This window comes from Candidatus Pelagibacter sp. HIMB1695 (assembly GCF_052047655.1).
Classification (GTDB): Bacteria; Pseudomonadota; Alphaproteobacteria; order Pelagibacterales; family Pelagibacteraceae; genus Pelagibacter.
Genome location: NZ_JBNAJT010000002.1, coordinates 119,938 through 142,080, shown reverse-complemented (window position 1 = coordinate 142,080; position 22,143 = coordinate 119,938). Strand labels below are relative to the sequence as shown.

Below are 22,143 nucleotides of genomic sequence, written 5' to 3'. Positions count from 1 at the left end.
TCAAATCATGTTCCTTAACACATATTGGAGAATTCCTCCATTTTTATAATACTCCAGCTCATTTTTAGTATCTATTCTTGATAAAGTCTTCACTTTTTTAATTTCTCCAGAGATATATTTGATCTCTATAACAACTTCATCAGAAGGATTTATGCCTTTTTCAATATCAACTACACTTATTAGTTCTGATCCAACTAAATTTAAGCTTTTTCTATTTTCTCCATCTTTAAATTGCAGTGGTAAAATTCCCATTCCAATTAAATTTGATCTATGAATTCTTTCAAAGCTTTCAGCAATAACAGCTTTTACTCCTAAAAGTTTAGTTCCTTTAGCAGCCCAATCTCTCGAAGAGCCAGTTCCATATTCTTTACCACCTATTACTACTAAATCAGTTCCTCTTTTTTTATACTCAACAACTGCATCATAAACGGGCATTACTTTTTCTTCAGGATATAATTTTGTAAATCCACCTTCAGTTCCTGGTGCCATTTCATTTCTAATTCTAATATTAGCAAAAGTTCCTCTCATCATAACTTCATGATTTCCTCTTCTTGAACCGTAAGAATTATAATCTTTAGGTAAAATTTGATGTTCCATAAAATATTCTCCAGTCGGACTATCTTTTTGTATGCTTCCAGCTGGTGAAATGTGATCTGTTGTTATCATATCACCCAATATTAATAACGGTCTTGCATCTTTAATTTCTTTAAATCCTTCTGGCTCATCAGACAAACCTTCAAAGAATGGAGGTTTTTTTACATAAGTTGAACCTTCATCCCATTTATAAATACTACTTTTTTCAGTTTTAATTTGTTGCCATTGAGTAGGACCGTCGGAAACATTTGAATATCTTTGAATAAACATATCGGCATTCAAAGATTGTTTTAAAGTATCCTCTATTTCTTGATTTGATGGCCAAATATGTTTTAAAAATATATCTTTTCCATCTTTACTTTTTCCAAGAGGATCTTTGTATAAATCAAACTCCATATGCCCTGCTATCGCGTAAGCGACCACCAATGGTGGAGAAGCTAAATAGTTTGCTTTAATATGAGGAGAAATTCTTCCTTCAAAATTTCTATTTCCTGATAGCACAGAAACAGCATGAATATTTTCTTTTTGAATTGCCTCTACTATATTTTCAGGTAATGGTCCTGAATTTCCTATACAAGTGGTACAACCATATCCAACTAAATTAAAACCTAATTGATCTAAATAAGTATTTAAACCAGCTTTTTCTAGATAGTCAGTTACTACTTGAGATCCAGGTGCTAATGATGTTTTAACCCATGGTTTTACTTCTAATCCATACTCAATAGCTTTTTTAGCAAGCAAACCTGCTCCAATTAAAACATTTGGATTTGAAGTATTGGTACATGAAGTTATAGCAGCAATTAAAATTGAACCATCTTGAATTTCATAATCAGTATTTGAAACTTTTGATATTGATTTTTTATCTTTATTAGTTGCTTCAGATAAAACTTTTTTAAATGAACTTGGTGCATCAGTTAACAAAACTTTATCTTGAGGTCTTTTTGGCCCAGAAATAGTTGGTACAACCGTAGACATGTCTAATGAAATTACATCAGTAAATTCTAAATCATTACTAGCCCATAACCCTTGTTCCTTCGCATATTTTTCAACTACTTCAACGGTGTGCTGATCTCTTCCTGAAAATTTTAAATATTTTAAAGTTTCGTCATCTATTGGAAAAAAACCACAAGTAGCACCGTATTCTGGAGCCATATTTGCAATAGTTGCTCTATCTGCAAGAGTTAGATTTTTTAATCCATCTCCATAAAATTCTACAAATTTTCCAACTACACCTTTATCTCTTAACATTTTAACCACTGTTAAAACAAGATCTGTTGCCGTTGTACCTTCAGGCATTTTATTTTTAACCTCAAAACCAATCACTTCAGGTATCAACATAGATATAGGTTGACCTAACATTCCTGCTTCTGCTTCAATACCACCCACTCCCCAGCCTAAAACAGAAAGTCCATTAACCATCGTTGTATGGCTGTCTGTGCCAACAAGTGTATCTGGAAATATATAGTTCTCACCATTAAATTCTTCAGACCAAACTACTTTAGATAAGTATTCTAAATTTACCTGATGACAAATTCCTGTTCCTGGAGGGACAATTCTAAAATTATCAAAAGCTTGTTGTCCCCATTTTAAAAATGAATATCTCTCACCATTTCTATTGAATTCTATATCTACATTTTTTTCAAATGAATCTGCTTTTGCAGATTGATCAACTTGTACAGAATGATCAATAACAAGATCAACTGCTGATAACGGATTGATTGTATTTGGATCTTTATTTTTTTCTTTAACAGCTTCTCTCATTGCAGCTAGATCTGCAACAGCAGGAATTCCTGTATAATCTTGGAGTAAAACTCGAGCAGGTCTATATGCAATTTCAGTTTTTGATTTTTTTGTTTCCAACCAATTTTTGATTGCTTGTATTTGAGATTTTGTAACACTCAAATCATCTTCATATCTCAATAAATTTTCTAATAAAACTTTTAGAGATTTAGGGAGTTTATTAATCCCATCTAGCCCATTTTTTTCTGCTTCGCTTAATGAATAATAATTGTACTCTTTGTTATCAATGTTAATTTTTTTTAGTGAGTTGTAAGAATTTTTTTTTCCTGGTGTCATATTTTATAAATAAAAAGTTATTATGCTTGTTAAAAGAAGCAGTGACATAGCATAATTAAAATAATTAATAAATTTCTGATTTGTCGCAAATTTCCTAAAGAATTTACCCAAAAATGTCCACAGAGTTATGCTCGTTACTGAAACTAGTAAAGCCATAACAAGAATTTGAGTCGTATAACTCACAAATGTTTCTCCTGGATTTATATAGGTTGATACAAGAATAATAGATGCAATTACACCTTTTGGATTTAGAAACTGAAAGATAAAAGTTTCATGAAATTTAATCGGATTTTTATTTTTATTTTCTTGGTTTGATGGACCTGAAAAAGAAATTTTATAAGCTAAATAAATCAAAAATAGAGTTCCTAAATATTTTAATATTTCTTGAATTAAAGGATAAAGCTTAAATATATTTATCAAACCTAAAGCAAGGCATAATAATAAAAATGGAAAACCTAGGGTAACCCCGATTATATGTGGAAGTGTTCTAACTATACCAAAGTTAAAACCAGAATAAAAAGCTACAAAGTTATTAGGACCAGGTGTAAATGCAGCAACAATTCCAAATAAAGTTATCGAAAGAATTTCAGGATGCATTGCTAAGCAATTGGTAAACCATTCTCAGCTTTTTGTGATGGGTGTACTAAAGTAACTTTCCCTTCAGCATCTATTGCTCCTAAAACTAATACTTGTGAAACTACACCAGCAATATTTTTCTCAGGAAAATTACAAACTGCAATGACCTGCTTTCCTTTTAAATTCTCCTCATTATAATAATGAGTAATTTGAGCTGATGATTGTTTGATGCCAATTTCACTTCCAAAATCTACTTCAACTACCAAAGATGGTTTTCTAGCCTTTTCATTTTTTTTAACTGAAATTACAGTACCAACTCTAATATCTACTTTGTCAAAAATGTCATAGGTAATTTGCTCTTTAATCATAATATAATATAGTGTTTTAAGTTTATGAGTATAGATAACAATTTATATGAAAAATCAATCAAGATTTTAACTGACTTAATTGCATTTAAAACTGTCTCAGGCCAAGACAATAGTAATTTAATTGATTATTGTGAAAATATTTTAAATAAAATCGGAATAGATACTTTTAAAGTTTACGATGATGATAAAAAAAGAGTTAATCTCTTTGGGACTTTAAAAGCAAAAAATCAAAGCTCAAAAAAACCAATCATATTATCTGGACATACAGATGTGGTACCAGTTTCTAAAGGTTGGAGCAGTGATCCATTTGTTGCAACAATTAAAAATGATAAACTTTATGGAAGAGGATCATGTGACATGAAAGGTTTTATTGCATGTACACTCGCTTATGCACCAATCTTTAAAGAAAGTAATTTAGATAGAGACTTACATTTCTGTTACACATTTGATGAAGAGACTGCATGTATTGGCGCTCCTTTATTAATAGAGGAATTGAAAAAAAGAGATATCAAAAATGGAATTTGTATAATTGGTGAACCAACTACAATGAAAATTATAGATGCTCACAAAGGTATGAATGAATACACAGTTCACTTTGGAGGGCTAGCAGGACATAGTTCAAAACCACATTTAGGAGTAAATGCTGCAGAATATGCAACTAGATATGTTGGAAAACTTTTAGAAATAAGAGAACAGTTAAAAAAACGAGTTAAAGAAAATAGTATTTTTGATCCTCCACATTCAACTTTATCAATTGGAGGCATTAAAGGTGGTATTGCTCATAATGTCATTGCAGACAAATGTAGTGTTGAATGGGAAACAAGACCAGTTGTCAAAGAAGATGGAGAATTTGTAACAAATGAAATTGATAAATATGCAAATGAAGTACTTCTACCAGAAATGAAAAAAGTATTTCCTGATTCTTATATTAAAAAGGAAACAATTGGTGAAGTGGTTGGTTTTAATAGATTAGATGAATCTGAAGCATGCGAATTTGTATCAAATATAACTGGTGATAATTCAAGAGAAGTAGTTTCTTTTGGAACGGAGGCTGGTTTATTTCAAGAACTAGGAATTAGTACAGTTGTTTGTGGACCTGGATCTATAGAACAAGCTCACAAAATTGATGAGTTCATAGAATTAAATGAAATGAAAAAATGCCTTAAATTTTTAGAAGGTGTAAAAGATAAATCAGTAAGTTAACTCCAACCACCAACAGCTTTTACCTCTAAAAATTCTTCTAAACCGTGTTCACCTGCTTCTCTACCAATACCAGAGTGTTTAAAACCTCCAAATGGTGCATCAACAGCAATACCAGCTCCATTAACATCCACCATTCCAGATCTTAATTTTCTGGCAACTCTTTGAACTTTTTCAGAGTCTTGAGTTTGAATATAGTTTGTTAATCCATAAGAAGTATCATTTGCAATTTTTATTGCTTCTTCTTCTGTTTCAAATGGAATAACAGATAAAACAGGTCCAAAAATTTCAGTTCTTGCAACATCCATATCGTTATTTACATCTGCAAAAACAGTTGGTTTAACAAAATAACCTTTGTCTAATCCATCAGGTTTGCCTGTTCCTCCAGCAACTAATTTTGCTCCTTCATCAATACCTTTTTGGATTAAAGTTTGAATTTTATTGTATTGAGTTTCTGAAATAACAGGACCTATGTGTTCTCCTTCTTTTTTAGGATCACCCACCTCAAAGCTTTCAGTGTATTTTTTTAATCTCTCAATAGCTTCATCATACATTGATTTTTCAACCAACATTCTTGTTGGAGCATTACAAGATTGTCCAGAATTTCTAAAACATCTTAAAGCCCCTCTTTCAATTGCTTCTGGATCAGCATCTTTAAAAATAATGTTTGCTCCTTTTCCACCTAATTCTAAGCTTACTCTTTTAAAATCTTTAGCGGCATTTTGAGAAATCAAAGCTCCAGCTCTTGTTGAGCCAGTGAAAGAAATCATATTAATATCTGGATGGCTTGTAAGAGCATCGCCTGTTGTTGCTCCATCACCATTAACTAAATTAAACACACCTTTTGGAAATTTTACTTCATCAATAATTTCAGCAAGTATCATTGATGAAAGTGGTGCTAATTCTGATGGCTTTAAAACCATTGTGCAACCTGCGGCAATTGCTGGCATTACTTTCAAACAAACTTGGTTCATTGGCCAATTCCATGGTGTTATTAATGCACAAACACCTTTTGGTTCATAAATTAATCTTTGATTAGGAGCATGTTCTCCTAATGGTTTTTCAAATTCAAAGTTTTTTAAATATCTGATGAATGATTTGATATGACTTGCTCCTGTTCCTGCTTGTAACTTTGTAGCAAAATCTTTTGGAGCACCCATTTCAAGAGTTATAGCTTCTGCAATATCTGCCCATCTTTTCTTATAATTTTCATAAAGTTTTTCTAATAGTGCAATTCTTTCTTCTTTAGAGGAAAAAGCCCAAGACTCATAAGCATCTTTTGCTGCAGTTACTGCTAAATCAACATCTGTTTTATTTCCCAAAGTAATTACAGCACAGTTTTCTTCTGTAGCTGGATCAATTACTTTAATTTCTTCAGCGCTGTTTGGTTTAACCCAAGCACCATTAATATAAAAATTTTTTTTATCTAACATGATTTAAAATTATCCTTTCCTTATGATTTTGCAAATAAATTTGTTAATTCGTAAACTATTGTTGCAGCTGCAAGAGATGTAACTTCAGCATGATCATATGCTGGTGAAACTTCTACTACATCAGCTGAAACTAAATTTAATCCAGACAACCCCCTTAAAACATTTACCATTTCTCGTGTGGTCATCCCTGCTATCTCTGGTGTTCCTGTACCAGGTGCAAAAGCTGGATCCAACACATCAATATCTATAGACAGATAAAGTGGATTATCTCCTACTTTTTTTCTAATCCTTTCTACAATTTTATCTGTTCCTTCAGTTTGAAATTCATCACAGTGAATTATTTTAAAACCAAAACTTTCATCATTTTTAATATCATCTCTACTATAAAGAGGTCCCCTTATACCAACATGCATTGAAGCATCATCTAAAAATAAACCTTCTTCTCTTGCTCTTCTAAAAGGAGTTCCATGTGTATATGGAGCGCCGAAATAAGTATCCCAAGTATCTAAATGAGCATCAAAATGAATTAAAGAAACTGGTCCTTTATTTTTTTTATTAATTGCTCTTAACAATGGCACCGCAATTGTATGATCACCACCTAAACTAATTATTCCACCTACTTTATTTAATAGATCAGTTGCTCCCACCTCTATTTGCTTAATAGCTTCATCAATACTAAATGGATTGCATGAAATATCTCCAGCATCAGCAACTTGTTGAATTTTAAAGGGTTCCACATCATAACTTGGATGATAATTTGTTCTTAAATGTCTAGATGCTTGTCTTATGCTCTGAGGACCAAATCTAGCTCCTGGTCTATAACTGGTTCCAGCATCAAACGGAACACCAACAATCGCCACATCACAGCTCTCGACATCTCTTAATTCTGGTAATCTTGCAAAAGTACTTGGACCAGCATATCGAGGTACTTTTGTTCCACTTACTGGTTGAATAGGATTTTTGTTTCTTTCTTTTGTCATTTTTTAATAATCTAAGATAATATTATCTAATCTAATTCGTCTATAATAAATTAATGAAAATTATTATTTTATTCATCTTAATATTTCAGTTTTCACAGGTAAATGCTGATGAAATATACAATCTAATCAAAATTCCGAACTTGGAAATCTATAAACTAAAAAATGAGAACAATATTCGTTATCTAAATGCAAAAGGAGATTTTAAAATAGGAGTAGATGACAACATTACTTGTAATAAAACAAATCAAGAAAATCTTAATACAAAATTTCCAATCATCGAGAGAAATATTAAAAGATACAATTCTAAATTTCTTAAAAAAATAGATTTAAAATACGTTGTATTTTGTGAAGATTTATTTATTTCGAATATCAATACTGGCGGAATACCAGATAATAAAAATAGAACTTTAATATTAGACATAAACTTTAATGAAAAATATTTCGAAAGAATGATTCATCATGAAATTTTTCATATGATTCAAAATAGTTATGAGAATGATTTTAATGATCAAAAATTTTCTTTATTTAATAATTCTGATTTTGAATACGCTGAATGCTCCACTTGCTCAGATAGATTAAATTTAGATTTATATGAAAATACAAATGGTTTTTTAACAGAATATTCTAAATCTATTCCATCAGAAGATATGGCTGAAATATTTTCTTTTTTAATGGTTAATAAAAATTTGATTGAAGAAAAAATCAAAAACGACCCTATATTAAACAAAAAGGTTAATTTTATTAAATTAAACATATCTAAAATCGATGAAAATATTTTATGATCAAAACAATTAAAGCTTCAAAATCAGAAAAAATTTTATTTATTTTTTTAATTATTTTAACTGTTTCTGCTTTTTCATCTTTTTTTTTATTAAAAAATAAATGTCTATTTATAGACAATAACGATTTAAAAAAATTAAACTTTAAAAACCCAGATAATATTGCTGTAATGAATTTAGAATGTGGAAATGTAATTATTGAATTATATCCTGAAATTTCTCCAAAAGCTGTTGAAAGATTTAAAATATTAATTGAAAAAAAAATGTACGATGGTTCAGCCTTCTATAAAGTTATTGAAAATACTTTAGTACAAGCTGGTGATATTGAATTTGGAAACATTGATTATTTAGATTACTCAAAAATTGGAAGTGGCAAATCAGGATTAGGATTATTAAAATCAGAACTTAGTGATGATTTTGAATTTACTGAAGGTAGTGTTGGATTTGCAAGATCAAGAGAATTTGATACTGAGGATAGTGAGTTTTTTATAACCTTGAAAGATATCCCAATTTATCAAGGAGAATACACTCCACTTGGAAAAGTGAAGTATGGACTGGAAATACTTAAGAAAATAAAAACAGGGAATAAAGCAATATATGTACTTAGACCTGATTATATAAACACTTTTAGAATGTTAGAGACTAATTAACTAAAGGTTTTCCAGTTGAAAGAGTATGTTTAATTCTATCTTGAGTTTGTTTGGTTTCTATCAATCTCATAAAAGAATCTAACTCTAATTTATAAAGATCATCTTCTGATAAAGTTTTATCTAAATTTGTATCACCACCACTTAAAACATTTGCTAATTCTGTTCCAACAACTATTCCATGATCTAAAATTACTTTGTCGTTGTATAATTTTTCTAACAGTTTAACCATTTTTTCCTTTAATGGTTTTCCTGCTAATTTAAATGATGCTTCAGTTGGTGGGGTAAAGTCTTTGTTTTCCTCTAATATAGATCTTGAAACATTCAATAAACTATTTCTACTCATGATTTTTTTATTTTCAGGAAGCAAATATTTAAGAGGTTCTGCCTCTATTGGTGATGTTGCTGTTTTGCCATAACCTATTATATCAAAAACTTTTAACGGTGCATAATCTGGATCATTTTTTGCTTCATCCGTTTGTGACCATCTCCATAACATTTCTTTACATCCTCCCCCTGCTGGAACTAAACCAACTATAGTTTCAACAAGTCCAACAACAATATTAGTGTGGGAAGCTACAAAATTACTTTGCACCAGAACTTCAAATCCACCTCCTAATGTTAGTCCTGAAGGAGCTGAAACAACTGGATATTTTGAATATTTAAGTTCTTTACAGGTATCTTGGAAGTATTTAACGAATTTTTCGATCGAACTATAATCACCCTTTTCTGCAAAATTCATTGCGTAAGTTAAATTTACACCTGCAGAAAATTGCATACTTTCATTAATAATAATTAAAGGTTTATCAGTTGCTTTCTTTAATGCATCCATCGAGTCGTAATCTAATGCGTTAGCTTTAGTTGTGAACTCAACTATGTTAAAATCATTAAATCTATAAATCTCTGCAGAATTATTTCCATCTAATCTTATTGCTTTAGGTTTTATTTTACCCAAAGTTTCTATTTCAGTATATTTTTGTCTTTCTCCATAAAAATCTTCATTTTTAGATTTTGAAAGTTCCTCTAAAAATTTATTATTTTCAAAACCATCTATTTTTTCAAAAAAGTTACTGACACCAATTTCTTTTAACATTTCAAAAGGTCCTCTTGACCAATTGAATCCTAAACGCATAGCTTCATCTATATCGTTAAACTTATCTGTAATTCCTGGAACTAGAGATGATGCATATTTAATAATCTTTGAAATAACCGACCATGCATAATCTCCATATTTGTCACCTCTGTTAATTAATTTTAATAGATCAACTTTTTCTGATTTAATATCTATTTTTTGTGATGGTGAATATTCTCCTGTTTCTAAATTAATAGCCTCTAGAATTTTTGTATTATCAACTTTGCTCATTCTATAGAAACCTCCTTTGCCTTTTCGACCTGTATATCCAGTATCAATTAGTTTTCTTATTAAAGGAATTTCTTTAGCTACCTCTTGAAAGTTATCGTTTTCTGGAAGTTCTTTGATGAAACTCTTTAACACATCTGACATTAGATCAATACCAATTAGATCATAAAGACCAAAAACTCCTGTCTTTGGTATTCCCATAGGTCTTCCAAAAACTGCATCAGCTTCTTCTATGGTAAGCTTCATTTTAAATGCTTCTGTCATTGCAATTTGCATTGCATAAACACCAATTCTATTTCCTAAAAAACCTGGAGTATCATTACAAACAATAGCTCCCTTTCCTAAATCTTCTTCACAAAATAGTTTGAGTTTTTGAATTTTATCTAAATCAGTATTCTCGTTTTTTACAATCTCAAGTAAATCCATATATCGAACAGGGTTGAAGAAGTGAGTGATACAAAAATCTTTCTTGTCTTCCTCTGTCAATTTTTCAGATAAAACACTTATCGGAATTGATGAAGTGTTTGAGGAAACTATAGATCCTTTCTTTCTTTGCTTAAAAATTTTGTCATAGATATCATGTTTAATATCAATACGTTCTACAACTGCCTCAACAATCCAATCAGCCTCTGATACAATATTAAAATCATCATTAATATTTCCAACTTTAATTCCATCTATTTTTGATTTATCAATTAATAGTGGGGGTCTTGATTTTTCTATTCTCTCTTTGGCCTTTTGACTGATCTCAGTTTTTAAATCTAATAAAGTTACTGGAATATTTGCATTACATAGTTGCGCCGCTATTCCGCTGCCCATCGTTCCTGAGCCAATAACAACTACACTGTTAATTTCCATAAAAAGACTTTTATATAAGATTTAATTTTATGTGTAACAAAAAAATTGTCCTAATTGATATTTTGTTGTTTTTTTAAATCCTCTACTTTTATATGGCAACGTATTGAGTTTCCATTTTCACCAATTTGCCATGGCGGAACCTCATTTTTACAAATATCACCAAGGATTCTAGGACATCTGCCTTGAAAAGAGCAGCCTTGTTCGGGTGGCTTTTCTTCAACTATATCTTCAGCAACTAATTTTGGTTTTACATCTGGATCAGGCTCTAAAACTGCACCCAATAAAACTTCAGTATACGGATGTGATGGTAATTGATAAACATTTTTTGAAGGACCAATTTCACATAATCTTCCTTGATATAAAACTGCAACTCTATCACTAATAGCTCTTACAACTGCTAGATCGTGAGATACAAATATATAAGTAGTACCTAAATCCTCTTTTAATTCTTGAAGCAAGTTTAACACAGCTGCTTGAACTGAAACATCAAGTGCGGAGGTTACTTCATCGCAAAGAATAATATCTGGTTTTGCAGCAAATGCTCTTGCAACAGCAACTCTTTGTTTTTCACCTCCTGATAATTGTCTTGGGTATCTTGTTAAATAAAATTCCCCAAGTCTTACTTTTTCAAGTACTTCTATAATTTTTTGTTTTAGTTCGTCTCCCTTTAATCCAAAATATAATCTTAAAGGCTGTGATATAATTTCTTCAACAGTATGATTTGGATTTAAAGATTCATCTGGATTTTGAAATATCAATTGTATTGCTCTTAAAAAACTTGGATCTCGGTTTTTTAAATTGTTTGATAAAACTTTGTCTTTATCAAATTTTATCATTCCGTCTTTTGTTTTTAATAATCCTGCAATTGATTTTAATATTGTTGATTTCCCACTACCTGACTCCCCTACTAGCGCAAGAGTTTCTCCTTTGTTAATAGTGATATTAATATCTTGGACTGTTGGATTGCTATCATCAATTTTATTTAACAACTGATTAATAAACTTTTGTTTTGCATAGCTAATTGAAACTTTTGAAATATCTAAAATTTCGTTTTGTAAAACATCATTGTTTATTGATTTTACAGTGTCTAGATTTGTTTCTTTTACGTTGATTAATTCTTTATATCTAAAACATCTAACACTCGTTTTTAAATCATCAATGTATTCTAAAGTTGGTGAATTATTTTTACAGTTATCTTCAGCAAGATTACATCTCTCATAAAAACTACATCCTGTGTTAATTGTCCCTGGCTGAGGTTGGCTACCTGACATTGAGTCTGGTAAACCTGGAGAGGTTAATTTTGGAATAGATTTTAATAATCCGAATGTATAAGGGTGTATTGGATTTTTTAATATACTTCTTACTGGGCCATCTAAAACGATTTCACCTGAATACATAACGATTACTCTATCACTGACTTGTGCTATTGCTCCAAGATCATGACTTACATAAACCATTGAGGTTCCTGTATCTTTTGCAATAAAATTTAATAATTCTAATACGTGCGCCTGTGTTGTTACATCTAACCCTGTTGTTGGTTCATCTAATAACAAAAGTTCAGGATTACCTGCTAAAGCCATTGCAACAGCTACCCTTTGTTGCTGTCCCCCTGATAATTCATGCGGGTATCTTTGCGCCATTGTTTCGGGTGATGGCAATCTAACTTTATTCAGTAATTCTGATATTTTTTTATCTCTTTCATCTTTTTTTAAATCTGTATGTAATTTTAAAGCTTCATCAATTTGATAGCCAATTTTAAGATTTGGAGTAAGTGATTGACCTGCATTTTGTGGGATCATTGCTATTTTTCTACCTCTTATATTTTCTAAATCTTTATTTTTCATTTCTAGAAGATTATTTGAATTGAATAAGCACTCTCCAGAAATAGTATAAAGGCCGTGTTTTACATAACCCATCATTGCTAAGGCTAGAGTGCTTTTTCCAGAGCCAGATTCTCCGACGATACCTACTGTTTCACCTTTTTTAATAGTAGTTGAAATATTTTTTAGAATTGAGATTTGTTTTCCTTTTTGACTTGTAAATCCAATTGTAAGATTATTTATAGTTTGAACTGCACTATCCATTTTAAACTGGTGCCTTAGTTGATCTATCAATTCCAAGTGCTTTTGCAAATGCATCAGCTGTTAAATTAATTCCAATAATCAATGAACTTAATCCAAATATAGGAGCTAACACTGCCCAGTAAGCAAAAGACATCAATCCTCTCGCATTTGAAATCATCAAGCCCCAATCTGGCGTTGGTGGGCTTACTCCAAATCCTAAAAAAGATAATGAACTAAACCCAAGTAACATCCATGACCATCTCATAGCTCCCTCAACCATAATTGCATCTCTTACATTTGGTAAAATTTCATTCCATATTATTGATAGGTTGCTATGACCTCTTGCTCTTGCTGAAACTATAAAATCTTTAGCAATTACATCGTGTGTTGCTGCCCTTGCTACTCTAACAATACCTTTACCATAAAAGAAACCGAGCGCTGGAATTAAAACAAGTGTAGTAGTTCCTAACAAAGAAACAATTAAAAGCATTGCTAAGATCCATGGAATAGACAAAAACGCATCTATTATTCTCATAACAACGTCATCTATTTTTCCACCAACCAGACCACAAAATATGCCCAATGCACCACCCCAAAGTAATGCAATTAAAGAACCAAAAAATGTAACTGTTAAAGCAGTTCTGCCTCCTAATATTGTTCTAGTAAAAACATCTCTTCCTAAACTATCAGTACCAAACCAATATTCAGAGGATGGTGCTTGAAGCATTAATGAAGGATCAATCGCCTTATAATCATAAGGTACATACAGAGGACTTGTTATTGCAAGTATCACATGGAACAATAAAATACTTAAGCCTATTAAACCTGAAGGTTTAGAAGCCATAGTTTTTATTATATCTAATATTTTTTGTAGATTATTTTTCTTTTGTTCTTTTTCTAATATCATTTATTTTTAATTTGTAATGATTTAAGTCTTGGATTAAGCATCAATGTCATAAGATCTGCAATTAAATTTATAATAACATAAATTGATGCTAAAATAATTGCTAGAGCTTGAACAACTGGCAAATCTCTATTTGAGATAGACTCTATTACTAATCTTCCAAGTCCTGGATAATTAAAAACAACTTCAGTTACAACAACTCCTCCTAACAACCAAGCAATTGTAAGAGCAACTACATTGATTGCTGGCAGTAAAGCGTTAGGCAAAACATGTTTAAAAACCATTTTCCAATATGGAACACCTTTTAAAATTGCCATCTGAACATAGTCGCTTGCCATAACTTGAATTACACTTGATCTAACCATTCTAGCCATATGCGCAGTCATGATCATAGAAATTGCAATTACAGGTAAAATTATATTAGGCAATAACTCTGAAATTGATGCACCTGTTGGTACAATCACTATTCCTGGCAACCACTCTAACCAGATAGCAACTATTAATATTAATAATGTTGCACTAATAAATTCAGGAATAGTCATTGAAAAAATTGTAACTGTTGAAATTATAATGTCTGGAAGTTTATCTCTCCAAAGAGCAGTTATAATTCCAAGTAATAAAGCTATAGGAATTCCTATTAGTATAGAGGCTGAAGCTAGAACCAGAGAGTTTTTAACTCTTGGGCCCAAAACATCGTTAATCTTCATTTCACCACTTAAAGAATATCCAAAATCACCTTGAAGAACTCCAGCTGCCCAATAAATATATCTTTCATATGCCGGTGTATTCAGTCCTAATCTTTCGTAACATGCCTCTAACGCAGCGCCAAAAGCCTCTCTTTCAAGATAAGTTGTGCAAGCATCACCTGGCAAAACCTCAACACCAGAAAAGGTAATTAAAGATACAATAAAAAGAGTTATTAATCCTAAAAGTATTCTTTTTAATACCAAAAAAAACATTATCTAAATGTAAACTAATTAAAAAAATTTTAAAGATTGAAGAAAATTTACAGGCCTAAAAAATTTAGGCCTGTAAATCAAATATATTAGTCTTTAGTAACTGTATGCCAACGAATTGAGAAAACTTCAACTTCGTCTAAATTTTTAACTTTAGAAGAAGTTACTACCAATTTAGATACATGGTAAGGAATCATTGTCCCAGATTCTTCCCATAAAGTTTTTTGCGCATTTTGATACGCAGCTTTTCTCTTGTTGAAATCAAGCTCACCTCTTGCTTTTGCTAAGTTTTCATCAAAAGCAGCATTTTTAAAGAAGGACTCGTTCCATTTTGCTGCACTATGATAAATCTCATGCAATGCACTATCAGCTGGTCTTTCATTCCAACGTGTCATAGCTACTGCTTTTTTCATCCAGGTTTCATTCCAATAACTCTTTGAAGGAGTCATTTTGACTTCAGCTTTAATGTTAGCCTTAGCTAGTTGTTGTTGAAGAACTTCGCCAATAGTAGGCCAAGTTGGTTCTTTTGTTGAAACATGGATTACCATTTCTATTCCATTAGGGTATCCAGCTTCTCTCAAAAGATTTTTCGCTTTACTTATATTTTGAGGACAATCCATATCCATTCGATATTGATCTGAAGGTGCTACTGGAGTATCACAAGCTACAATCGCGGCACCTCCCATAACTAAATCAACAAGCTCCTGTCTGTCTACTGCCAATCTAACTGCTTTCCTTACTTTAGGGTTATCAAATGGAGCTGTATCTGTTCTCATTACCATACCTCTCCAGTTTCCAGTTGGAATTACAGAAACATTAAATTTTGAATTACCATCAAAAATTTTCTTTTGACTAAAAGGTACATATCTATTCATATCAATTTGACCAGTCAAAAGAGCCTGAACTCTAGCTTCTCCATCAGGAATTGCAATCACATGAACCTCTGATAATCCTGGGGCTCCTTCCCAGTAATTAGGGTTTGCTTTAAGAACTGTTGTTCCTTCTGGATCAAATTTTTCAACCATAAAAGGACCAGTACCAATTCCAGTTTTTCCTATTGTATCTCCAGAACCTGACGGTATCATTCTTAATCTATAATCTGTTAATAGTAATGGAAAATCAGCAAAAGAAGTGTTTAATTTCATTTTTACTGTATGTGAGTCAACGACTTCTATATCGGTAACAGTACTCATGCTTTTTTTTGCTGGAGATCCAATGTCTGGATCTTTAACTCTCATTAAAGAATATTTAACATCCTCAGCGTCAAAATCTGAACCATCATGGAATTTAACTCCTTTTCTAAGATTAAATGTCCACTCAGTTGCATCAGCATTAGCCGACCAATCTGTTGCTAATTCTGAAGATGTTACTCCTTTAAGATCTTTTCTTACCAGACGGTTTTGAGTCATTATAACTACTTGAAACAGTCTTCCTTTAGTAATCGCATCTAAATTTGTATCTTTTCCAAATCCTAAATCATGTGAAATTTTAAAAACTCCACTTTGGGCATTAGAAAATGAAATAGATAGAGATAAAGATATCAGAGAAATTGATATCAATTTTAAAATGTTTTTCATTCTGACTTCCTCTTAGTTTGTTTAAAATATTATTTAAGCTTACACCTTCCAAATTTTAGAACAATACTAATTAACCTTACAATTACAGATTGAAAAATTTTTTCAATTAATCTGTCAATTATATAAGTAGATTAAATTATTGTTTTAATTTATTAGGGATTTTGTGCATAAATCTTTAAGAAATATAAGGTTTTCTATTAAGCCTCAGAAGCAAGAAGATAATAGACCTACTGAATTAGCTCGGACAATGAGTGTTCATCCTCTTACTTACCAAGAGCTACCATTTGACCCAGAGTATTCAAATTATGCTGGTCGACTAACCACAGAAAAGTTAACAAATGCTACCCCAGATGAACAATATTGGAAAACAAGAAAAGAGTTGATACTTAGACATACAGGTGAACACCCTTACGAGATATCAGGACCAGATGCATTAACACTTTTACAAAAAATTTTTCCAAGAGATATTTCAAAAGTAAAAGTTGGAAGATGTTCATACCAATTTGCATGTTATCATGATGGTGGAATGATTACTGATGGTCTATTGTTAAGAATAGAAAAAAATAAATATTGGTTTGCTCAAGCTGATGGAGATCTATTTTCATGGTATAAAGCAAACGCAGTTGGATTGGATGTAAATATCGCAGATCCAAATGTATGGGTTAGTCAAATACAGGGTCCAAAATCTATGGATTTACTGGATCACTTAATTGATGAAAATATTGCAAAAAATTGGAAATACTTTGATTGGACAACAGTTACAATTAAAGATGAGAGACTAATTATAAGCAGAACAGGCTTTACAAATGAGCTTGGTTGGGAATTTTATCTAAGACCAGAAAATAATGCAGAAAAAATTGGAGATTTAATATTGAAAGAGGGAAAAAAAATGGGAATGATTTTAACAGCTACTCCATCATTTAGGGGTCGACGTATAGAAGCTGGACTTTTATCAGCTGGACAAGATTTTGACAAAAGTACAAATCCATTTTCCGTAGGTCTTGGAAAATTTGTAGATTTAAATAAAGAAAATTTTATTGGGAAAGAAGCATTAATAGCAGCTGATAAAAAATGTAAAACTTGGGGAATTAGAATTAAAGATGGAATTGCGCTTAAAGGAGATAGTTTAAAAGTTAATGGACAAAATGTTGGAAGAGTTACGTCTAGTACTTGGTCGCCTTATCAAGTTTGTGGTGTTGGAATTGTTCACATGAATAACTACAGTTTAGGACCTGGCACTGCTGTCGAGGTAACTTGTATTGATGGTAAAATAAGAATTGGAGAACTTTGTAAATTGCCCATGTATGATTCTGAAGGTGAGATAGTTAGAGGAATAAATAAAGAAATACCTTTGGAGCCTAATCCATGGAAAGGATTATCAAAATAAAAATTAAACTGGGATACTCAATTTATCCTCTAAATTATATTTTTTTAATAGACTTTTTATAGTTCCATCTTTTATTTTTTTTGAAACAAAATTATTAATAAAATTTATTACTTTCGAGTTTCCTTTTTTAATTCCAATTGATTGTTTTATAAATGTAAAGGGCGTATCAATAAGTTTAAACTGGTCATTATTATTTAATTCTTCTAATAATTTTGGTTTTAAACCAGCTAAAATATTTACATCTTGATTGTAAAAAAGATTATGAGTTTCTATAATTGTTTTTGCTCTTATTATTTTGGCCCTTTTAAAATTACCCGATAACCATAAGTCATATGCACTTCTATCAACTACTGCAATTTTGTTAATTTCATTATCAACATCTTTATTTTGATTAATTTCTGAATTTTTATTTAACAAAAAATTTGCATCAATATTTACATATGGATTACTAAAATCAATTACTTCAGCTCGTTTTTTTTCATATGCGAAATTACCTACGTCCCATTTGTCATAATCGACAGCATCCGCAAGCAGACCTGGGTTTTTAAAAGTTACAAACTCATAATCCAAATCTAATTCTCTCGCTAATAATTTTCCTATTTCTGGTGAAAGACCCTCGGGTTTTGAAAAAGTACTGTCTTTATTTACAAGTAAAAAATTACTCATATTAATACCAATTCTCAAAATATTTTTTGGTGCAATTAGATTGGAAATACTTTCAGTCATAAAATTTATTTTTTTTAATTATATATACATATATATTTTTAATTTTTATAAGTTAGCAAAATAATTAATGAATGATAAAACAAAAAAAATTATTGCAATTGGTGGGGGTGGCTTCACTCATAAAAGTGATCCTATTTTAGATAAATTTGTAATAGATCAATGCAAAAAAAAACAAATTAAATTTGGTTTCCTCCCAACAGCTAGTGAAGATAATAAAGAGAAAATAAATCTATTTTACAATGAGTTACAACAATATGAAATTTTACTATCACATTTTGAACTATGCTCTTCAGTTAACGGATTTGAAAAATGGTTAATGGCACAGGATATTATTTATATTGGAGGTGGGAATACAAAATTTATGCTTAAAATTTGGAATGATAATAATTTTATCAATATTTTCAAAGTTGCTTACAACAGTGGAATTATTTTATCTGGAATAAGTGCAGGTGCAGTTTGTTGGTTTGATTGGATCTTATCAGACTCTGCTGGTCCGGGCTATAATCCACTTAGAGGTATAAATATTTTATCAGGTAGTTGTACCCCACATTCATCTGTGCCTGAGCGAATGTCTCAATACCAATCTGATATTAAAGGCAATAAATTACCACCTGGTATTGCCATAGATGATGGAGTTGCAGTTTTATTTTTAAATGGTTCAGCTAAAGAAGTTTGTTCTGCTAGAAATGGTTGTGATGCTTATTTCGTTGATAAAAATAATAAAATTAGTCTAAATGAGTATATAAAATAAATTATGGCTAATATCATACCAAGTAAAAAAATACATAGTATTGAAGAAGCAAGAATGGTTGCGAAAAGACGTGTGCCTAAATTAATGTTTGATTTTGTTGATGGCGCATCTGGCGATGAAAAATTATTTGAAAATAACAGCAAAGCTTTAGATCAAATAAGACTGCAACCAAAAGTACTAAGAAATGTTGAAAAAAGAATTATTAAAAAAGATATTTTAGGTTTGGAATATGGTCAGCCTTTTGGTTTTGCTCCAATGGGCATGTGTAATCTAACTTGGCCTGGAGCTGATAAAATGTTAGCAGAAGAAAGTTTGTCAAATAATATTCCTATGTGTGTTTCAATGGCTTCTTCAACTTCGTTGGAAAAAATGTATGCACTTTCTAAAGGAAATGTTTGGTTGCAACTCTATAATTTTCAAGATGAAGAGTTTGTTATGGAATTATTAGAAAGAGCTGAAAATACTGGTTATAAAGTAGCAATTCTCACTGTCGATGTGCCAATTCAATTTAGAAGAGCTAAAGATAATAGAAATGGTTTTACAGTTCCTTTTAACCTTGGATTAAAACAATTTATTGATTTTGCAACTCATCCTAATTGGTCAATTAGTACTTTATTAGGTGGAATCCCTAAGCCAATGAATTACGAAACATCAAAGAGAGGTAATAAGTTTGTAAGGAGTGAAAGTAGAGGTGCTACTGATTGGAATACATTAAAAAGAATAAGAGAAAAATGGAAAGGTAAATTAATTATAAAAGGTGTGATGTCTCCTGATGATGCAGTTAAAATAAAGTCTGAAGGAGCTGATGCTATACAAGTCTCAAATCATGGAGGTAGACAACTTGACAGCGCAACATCTTCAATAGAAGCATTACCACTTATAAGGAATGCTTTGGGTAAAGATTTTCCAATAATATTTGATAGTGGAATTAGAGGTGGAAGCGATATTGTTAGAGCATTAGCAATGGGTGCTGATTTTACAATGATTGGAAGACCGCTTATGTATGGAATTGGTGCAGACGGAGCAAGAGGGCTAAAACGTGTAGTTGAAATTATTAAAGATGAATTAAGTACTGCCTTGGGATTAGTGGGTTTAACTGATATAAAGGATATTTCTTCAGATATAATTGCAGAAAGGTTTATAAGAGATTTTAAATATTAAATGTCAGAAAATAAAATTAGAGGTGGTTCGTTAATAGCAAGAGCTTTGAAAGATAAAGGTGTTGAGTATGTTTTTACTTTATCAGGTGGGTTTTGTAATCCTGCACTTGAAGGATTTATGGAATGCCAAATGGAAGTGATCAATTGTCCTCATGAACAAATAGCTGGTCATATTGCGGATGGACACACAAGAATAACCAGAAAACCTGCCGTCTGCCTTGTTGGTCCAGAAGGTTTTGCTAATGCTGTACCATCAATGATGGAAGCTTGGGGAGAAAGATCACCTGTTATTTTTATAACTGGATCAAGTAGTTTAAAAAGACAAGGCTCAGGTGGATTTAAAGAAATTGATGATGTTGCCATCGCTGATCCATTAACAAAGTACAGCGCTAGTATAACAGATGGCACTAGAATAAGAGAATTTGTGGACAAAGCATATAAGATTGCAACAAATGGATATCCAGGAGCAGTGCACTTAAGTGTGCCTGTTGATATTATGTTTTCTTCCTTTCCAGAAAATGCAGGTCTTGAAGAAAGACCTTTTTCTCATAAAACAAAAATAATTTCACGAGCATGGCCTGATCCAACTCTTATGGCAAAAGTGTTAGAGCTTGCTTGTAAATCTAAAAAACCAGTTTTAATTGGTGGGCATGGAGTTTGGTGGTCAGGCTCTGAAAAAAAATTAGAGGAAGCAGGAAGTAACCTAAGTATCCCTATATTCAATATTCCTTATCATCAAAAATTACTAGGTGAAGAAGCTAGTGCTTATATGGGTTTAGCTGATATACATCAATATCCACCTTCTAAATTTGCATTAAATGAATCTGATTTAGTTTTAATGGTCGGAGCAAGATTAGATAATCAAATGAATTTTGGAAATCCTCCACTTTTTCCGAAAACAACAAAACTAGTTTGCATTAACGGATCCCATGAAGAAATAGAGCTTAATAGAGCAGCAGATATAAACCTTTTATGTGATCCGGGTGTATTTTTTGATAATCTTAATAAACTTAAAACAAATAATAAATGGGATTTAAATAAAGACTGGTTTGATTATAACAGAGAAAAAAAACAAGATTGGGTTGACAAAACATTAGACGATTTAAGCAAAGAAACAAAAGAGGCGGAAGCAAATGGTGATAAAATGCATCCATTACAATTAGCTTTAGATGTTCAAGATGCTATTGGTGAAAACGATTGGTTGGTTATTGATGGAGGTAACACTCACTTCTGGTCTGAAATTGCAATAAACATTGCTGGAGCAAAAGGAAAAAAAATAGGTGGTATTCTTCATCCAGGCACATTTAGTATGCTAGGAGTTGGTGTGCCGTTTGCACTTTCTGCAAAAAATACTAACCCAAACTCAAATGTAATTTTGATAAGTGGAGATGGGGCTTTTTTATCCGGAGGATTATCTATAGAAGCTGCCTTTCAAGAAAATAAACCTATTGTAGTAGTGATTGATAACAATGGTGGCTTAGACTGTATATCTCAACAACAAGAGAGATTATTTGAGAGTGGTAAGCATTTTGCAACAGATTTTAGAGACATACCTTTCCATAAAATTTTTGAGGGGTTTGGTGGACATGGAGAACTAGTTACAAAAAGAGAACAGCTAGCACCAGCAATGAAAAGAGCTTTAGAAAGCGGAAAAACTGCATGCATCAATGTAAAGGCTAAAGGTGTTATTAGCCCCATAGTAGCTGCAGTAAGCGATAAAAGAGACAAAGCTTCAATAGAGTAATTTC

18 protein-coding genes are annotated in these 22,143 nt (G+C 31.5%); 7 read left to right on the top strand and 11 right to left on the bottom strand.

What is annotated here, in order from left to right; all coding sequences use genetic code 11:
• The 3 genes from acnA to ACTTAX_RS07155 are packed head-to-tail and all read right to left on the bottom strand — an operon-like array spanning position 1 to position 3,611.
• A complete protein-coding gene (acnA, locus tag ACTTAX_RS07165) occupies positions 1-2,670 on the bottom strand; it encodes an aconitate hydratase AcnA (RefSeq protein ID WP_440693958.1) in 2,670 nt (889 codons plus the stop codon).
• Between the two features lie 3 nt (positions 2,671-2,673).
• Positions 2,674-3,267: a LysE family translocator gene (locus ACTTAX_RS07160; RefSeq protein WP_440614078.1), complete on the bottom strand. Its 594-nt coding sequence runs from the start codon at positions 3,265-3,267 to the stop codon at positions 2,674-2,676.
• Between the two features lie 2 nt (positions 3,268-3,269).
• Entirely contained in the window at positions 3,270-3,611 is a 342-nt protein-coding gene (locus tag ACTTAX_RS07155) for a tRNA-binding protein (RefSeq protein ID WP_440634613.1), read from the bottom strand.
• A gap of 27 nt (positions 3,612-3,638) precedes the next feature.
• Between ACTTAX_RS07155 and argE the strand changes: the two genes are divergently transcribed.
• A complete protein-coding gene (gene argE / locus ACTTAX_RS07150) occupies positions 3,639-4,817 on the top strand; it encodes an acetylornithine deacetylase (RefSeq protein ID WP_440693957.1) in 1,179 nt (392 codons plus the stop codon).
• On the opposite strand, the gene ACTTAX_RS07145 is transcribed toward argE, so the two are convergent.
• Together ACTTAX_RS07145 and speB are read right to left on the bottom strand one after the other, a co-directional pair.
• The gene (locus ACTTAX_RS07145; protein ID WP_440693956.1) at positions 4,814-6,247 is read right to left on the bottom strand and encodes an aldehyde dehydrogenase family protein; all 1,434 of its coding nucleotides are present in this window, start codon (positions 6,245-6,247) and stop codon (positions 4,814-4,816) included. The genes argE and ACTTAX_RS07145 overlap by 4 nt on opposite strands.
• 20 nt (positions 6,248-6,267) lie before the next feature.
• Positions 6,268-7,227, bottom strand: coding sequence for an agmatinase (speB, locus tag ACTTAX_RS07140; protein WP_440693955.1), 960 nt, complete (start codon positions 7,225-7,227; stop codon positions 6,268-6,270).
• A gap of 53 nt (positions 7,228-7,280) precedes the next feature.
• Here speB and ACTTAX_RS07135 point away from each other — a divergent pair, with 53 nt between their 5' ends.
• Entirely contained in the window at positions 7,281-8,009 is a 729-nt protein-coding gene (locus ACTTAX_RS07135) for a putative zinc-binding metallopeptidase (protein ID WP_440693954.1), read from the top strand.
• A complete protein-coding gene (locus tag ACTTAX_RS07130) occupies positions 8,006-8,656 on the top strand; it encodes a peptidylprolyl isomerase (RefSeq protein WP_440693953.1) in 651 nt (216 codons plus the stop codon). The genes ACTTAX_RS07135 and ACTTAX_RS07130 overlap by 4 nt, the downstream gene beginning before the upstream one ends.
• On the opposite strand, the gene ACTTAX_RS07125 is transcribed toward ACTTAX_RS07130, so the two are convergent.
• The 5 genes from ACTTAX_RS07125 to ACTTAX_RS07105 form a co-directional block, all read right to left on the bottom strand.
• Complete coding sequence (locus tag ACTTAX_RS07125; protein ID WP_440693952.1) at positions 8,649-10,871, bottom strand: 3-hydroxyacyl-CoA dehydrogenase NAD-binding domain-containing protein; 2,223 nt, start codon at positions 10,869-10,871, stop codon at positions 8,649-8,651. The genes ACTTAX_RS07130 and ACTTAX_RS07125 overlap by 8 nt on opposite strands.
• Before the next feature lie 50 nt (positions 10,872-10,921).
• Positions 10,922-12,955 carry an ABC transporter ATP-binding protein gene (locus ACTTAX_RS07120; protein ID WP_440693951.1) on the bottom strand — a complete coding sequence of 678 codons (2,034 nt, stop codon included), beginning with the start codon at positions 12,953-12,955 and terminating at the stop codon, positions 10,922-10,924.
• A 1-nt stretch (position 12,956) separates the two neighbouring features.
• Positions 12,957-13,841, bottom strand: coding sequence for an ABC transporter permease (locus ACTTAX_RS07115; RefSeq protein ID WP_440693950.1), 885 nt, complete (start codon positions 13,839-13,841; stop codon positions 12,957-12,959).
• A complete protein-coding gene (locus ACTTAX_RS07110) occupies positions 13,838-14,797 on the bottom strand; it encodes an ABC transporter permease (protein ID WP_440693949.1) in 960 nt (319 codons plus the stop codon). Before ACTTAX_RS07110 ends, ACTTAX_RS07115 begins: the two co-directional genes overlap by 4 nt.
• 86 nt (positions 14,798-14,883) lie before the next feature.
• Positions 14,884-16,371 carry an ABC transporter substrate-binding protein gene (locus ACTTAX_RS07105; protein WP_440693948.1) on the bottom strand — a complete coding sequence of 496 codons (1,488 nt, stop codon included), beginning with the start codon at positions 16,369-16,371 and terminating at the stop codon, positions 14,884-14,886.
• Between the two features lie 163 nt (positions 16,372-16,534).
• Between ACTTAX_RS07105 and ACTTAX_RS07100 the strand changes: the two genes are divergently transcribed.
• Positions 16,535-17,758, top strand: coding sequence for an aminomethyltransferase family protein (locus ACTTAX_RS07100; RefSeq protein ID WP_440693947.1), 1,224 nt, complete (start codon positions 16,535-16,537; stop codon positions 17,756-17,758).
• 3 nt (positions 17,759-17,761) lie between these two features.
• Here the strand turns inward: ACTTAX_RS07100 and ACTTAX_RS07095 are convergent, their stop codons facing one another.
• Positions 17,762-18,484 (bottom strand): transporter substrate-binding domain-containing protein, encoded by a 723-nt coding sequence (locus ACTTAX_RS07095; protein ID WP_440693946.1) that lies wholly within the window; start codon positions 18,482-18,484, stop codon positions 17,762-17,764.
• Between the two features lie 67 nt (positions 18,485-18,551).
• Between ACTTAX_RS07095 and ACTTAX_RS07090 the strand changes: the two genes are divergently transcribed.
• The 3 genes from ACTTAX_RS07090 to ACTTAX_RS07080 are packed head-to-tail and all read left to right on the top strand — an operon-like array spanning position 18,552 to position 22,139.
• Positions 18,552-19,235, top strand: coding sequence for a Type 1 glutamine amidotransferase-like domain-containing protein (locus tag ACTTAX_RS07090; protein WP_440693945.1), 684 nt, complete (start codon positions 18,552-18,554; stop codon positions 19,233-19,235).
• 3 nt (positions 19,236-19,238) lie between these two features.
• Positions 19,239-20,396 (top strand): alpha-hydroxy acid oxidase, encoded by a 1,158-nt coding sequence (locus tag ACTTAX_RS07085; protein ID WP_440693944.1) that lies wholly within the window; start codon positions 19,239-19,241, stop codon positions 20,394-20,396.
• Positions 20,397-22,139 (top strand): thiamine pyrophosphate-binding protein, encoded by a 1,743-nt coding sequence (locus ACTTAX_RS07080; RefSeq protein WP_440693943.1) that lies wholly within the window; start codon positions 20,397-20,399, stop codon positions 22,137-22,139. It begins immediately after the preceding gene.
• Positions 22,140-22,143: the final 4 nt, after the last annotated feature.

What these genes read in the sequence shown, in the direction of transcription:
- ACTTAX_RS07120 (WP_440693951.1), bottom strand. Translation starts at nt 12,955, where the DNA reads ATGGATAGTGCAGTTCAAACTATAAATAATCTTACAATTGGATTTACA.
- ACTTAX_RS07135 (WP_440693954.1), top strand. Translation starts at nt 7,281, where the DNA reads ATGAAAATTATTATTTTATTCATCTTAATATTTCAGTTTTCACAGGTA.
- ACTTAX_RS07105 (WP_440693948.1), bottom strand. Translation starts at nt 16,371, where the DNA reads ATGAAAAACATTTTAAAATTGATATCAATTTCTCTGATATCTTTATCT.
- acnA (WP_440693958.1), bottom strand. Translation starts at nt 2,670, where the DNA reads ATGACACCAGGAAAAAAAAATTCTTACAACTCACTAAAAAAAATTAAC.
- ACTTAX_RS07115 (WP_440693950.1), bottom strand. Translation starts at nt 13,841, where the DNA reads ATGATATTAGAAAAAGAACAAAAGAAAAATAATCTACAAAAAATATTA.
- ACTTAX_RS07080 (WP_440693943.1), top strand. Translation starts at nt 20,397, where the DNA reads ATGTCAGAAAATAAAATTAGAGGTGGTTCGTTAATAGCAAGAGCTTTG.
- ACTTAX_RS07090 (WP_440693945.1), top strand. Translation starts at nt 18,552, where the DNA reads ATGAATGATAAAACAAAAAAAATTATTGCAATTGGTGGGGGTGGCTTC.
- ACTTAX_RS07085 (WP_440693944.1), top strand. Translation starts at nt 19,239, where the DNA reads ATGGCTAATATCATACCAAGTAAAAAAATACATAGTATTGAAGAAGCA.
- argE (WP_440693957.1), top strand. Translation starts at nt 3,639, where the DNA reads ATGAGTATAGATAACAATTTATATGAAAAATCAATCAAGATTTTAACT.
- ACTTAX_RS07095 (WP_440693946.1), bottom strand. Translation starts at nt 18,484, where the DNA reads ATGACTGAAAGTATTTCCAATCTAATTGCACCAAAAAATATTTTGAGA.
- ACTTAX_RS07145 (WP_440693956.1), bottom strand. Translation starts at nt 6,247, where the DNA reads ATGTTAGATAAAAAAAATTTTTATATTAATGGTGCTTGGGTTAAACCA.
- ACTTAX_RS07110 (WP_440693949.1), bottom strand. Translation starts at nt 14,797, where the DNA reads ATGTTTTTTTTGGTATTAAAAAGAATACTTTTAGGATTAATAACTCTT.
- speB (WP_440693955.1), bottom strand. Translation starts at nt 7,227, where the DNA reads ATGACAAAAGAAAGAAACAAAAATCCTATTCAACCAGTAAGTGGAACA.
- ACTTAX_RS07125 (WP_440693952.1), bottom strand. Translation starts at nt 10,871, where the DNA reads ATGGAAATTAACAGTGTAGTTGTTATTGGCTCAGGAACGATGGGCAGC.
- ACTTAX_RS07130 (WP_440693953.1), top strand. Translation starts at nt 8,006, where the DNA reads ATGATCAAAACAATTAAAGCTTCAAAATCAGAAAAAATTTTATTTATT.
- ACTTAX_RS07160 (WP_440614078.1), bottom strand. Translation starts at nt 3,267, where the DNA reads ATGCATCCTGAAATTCTTTCGATAACTTTATTTGGAATTGTTGCTGCA.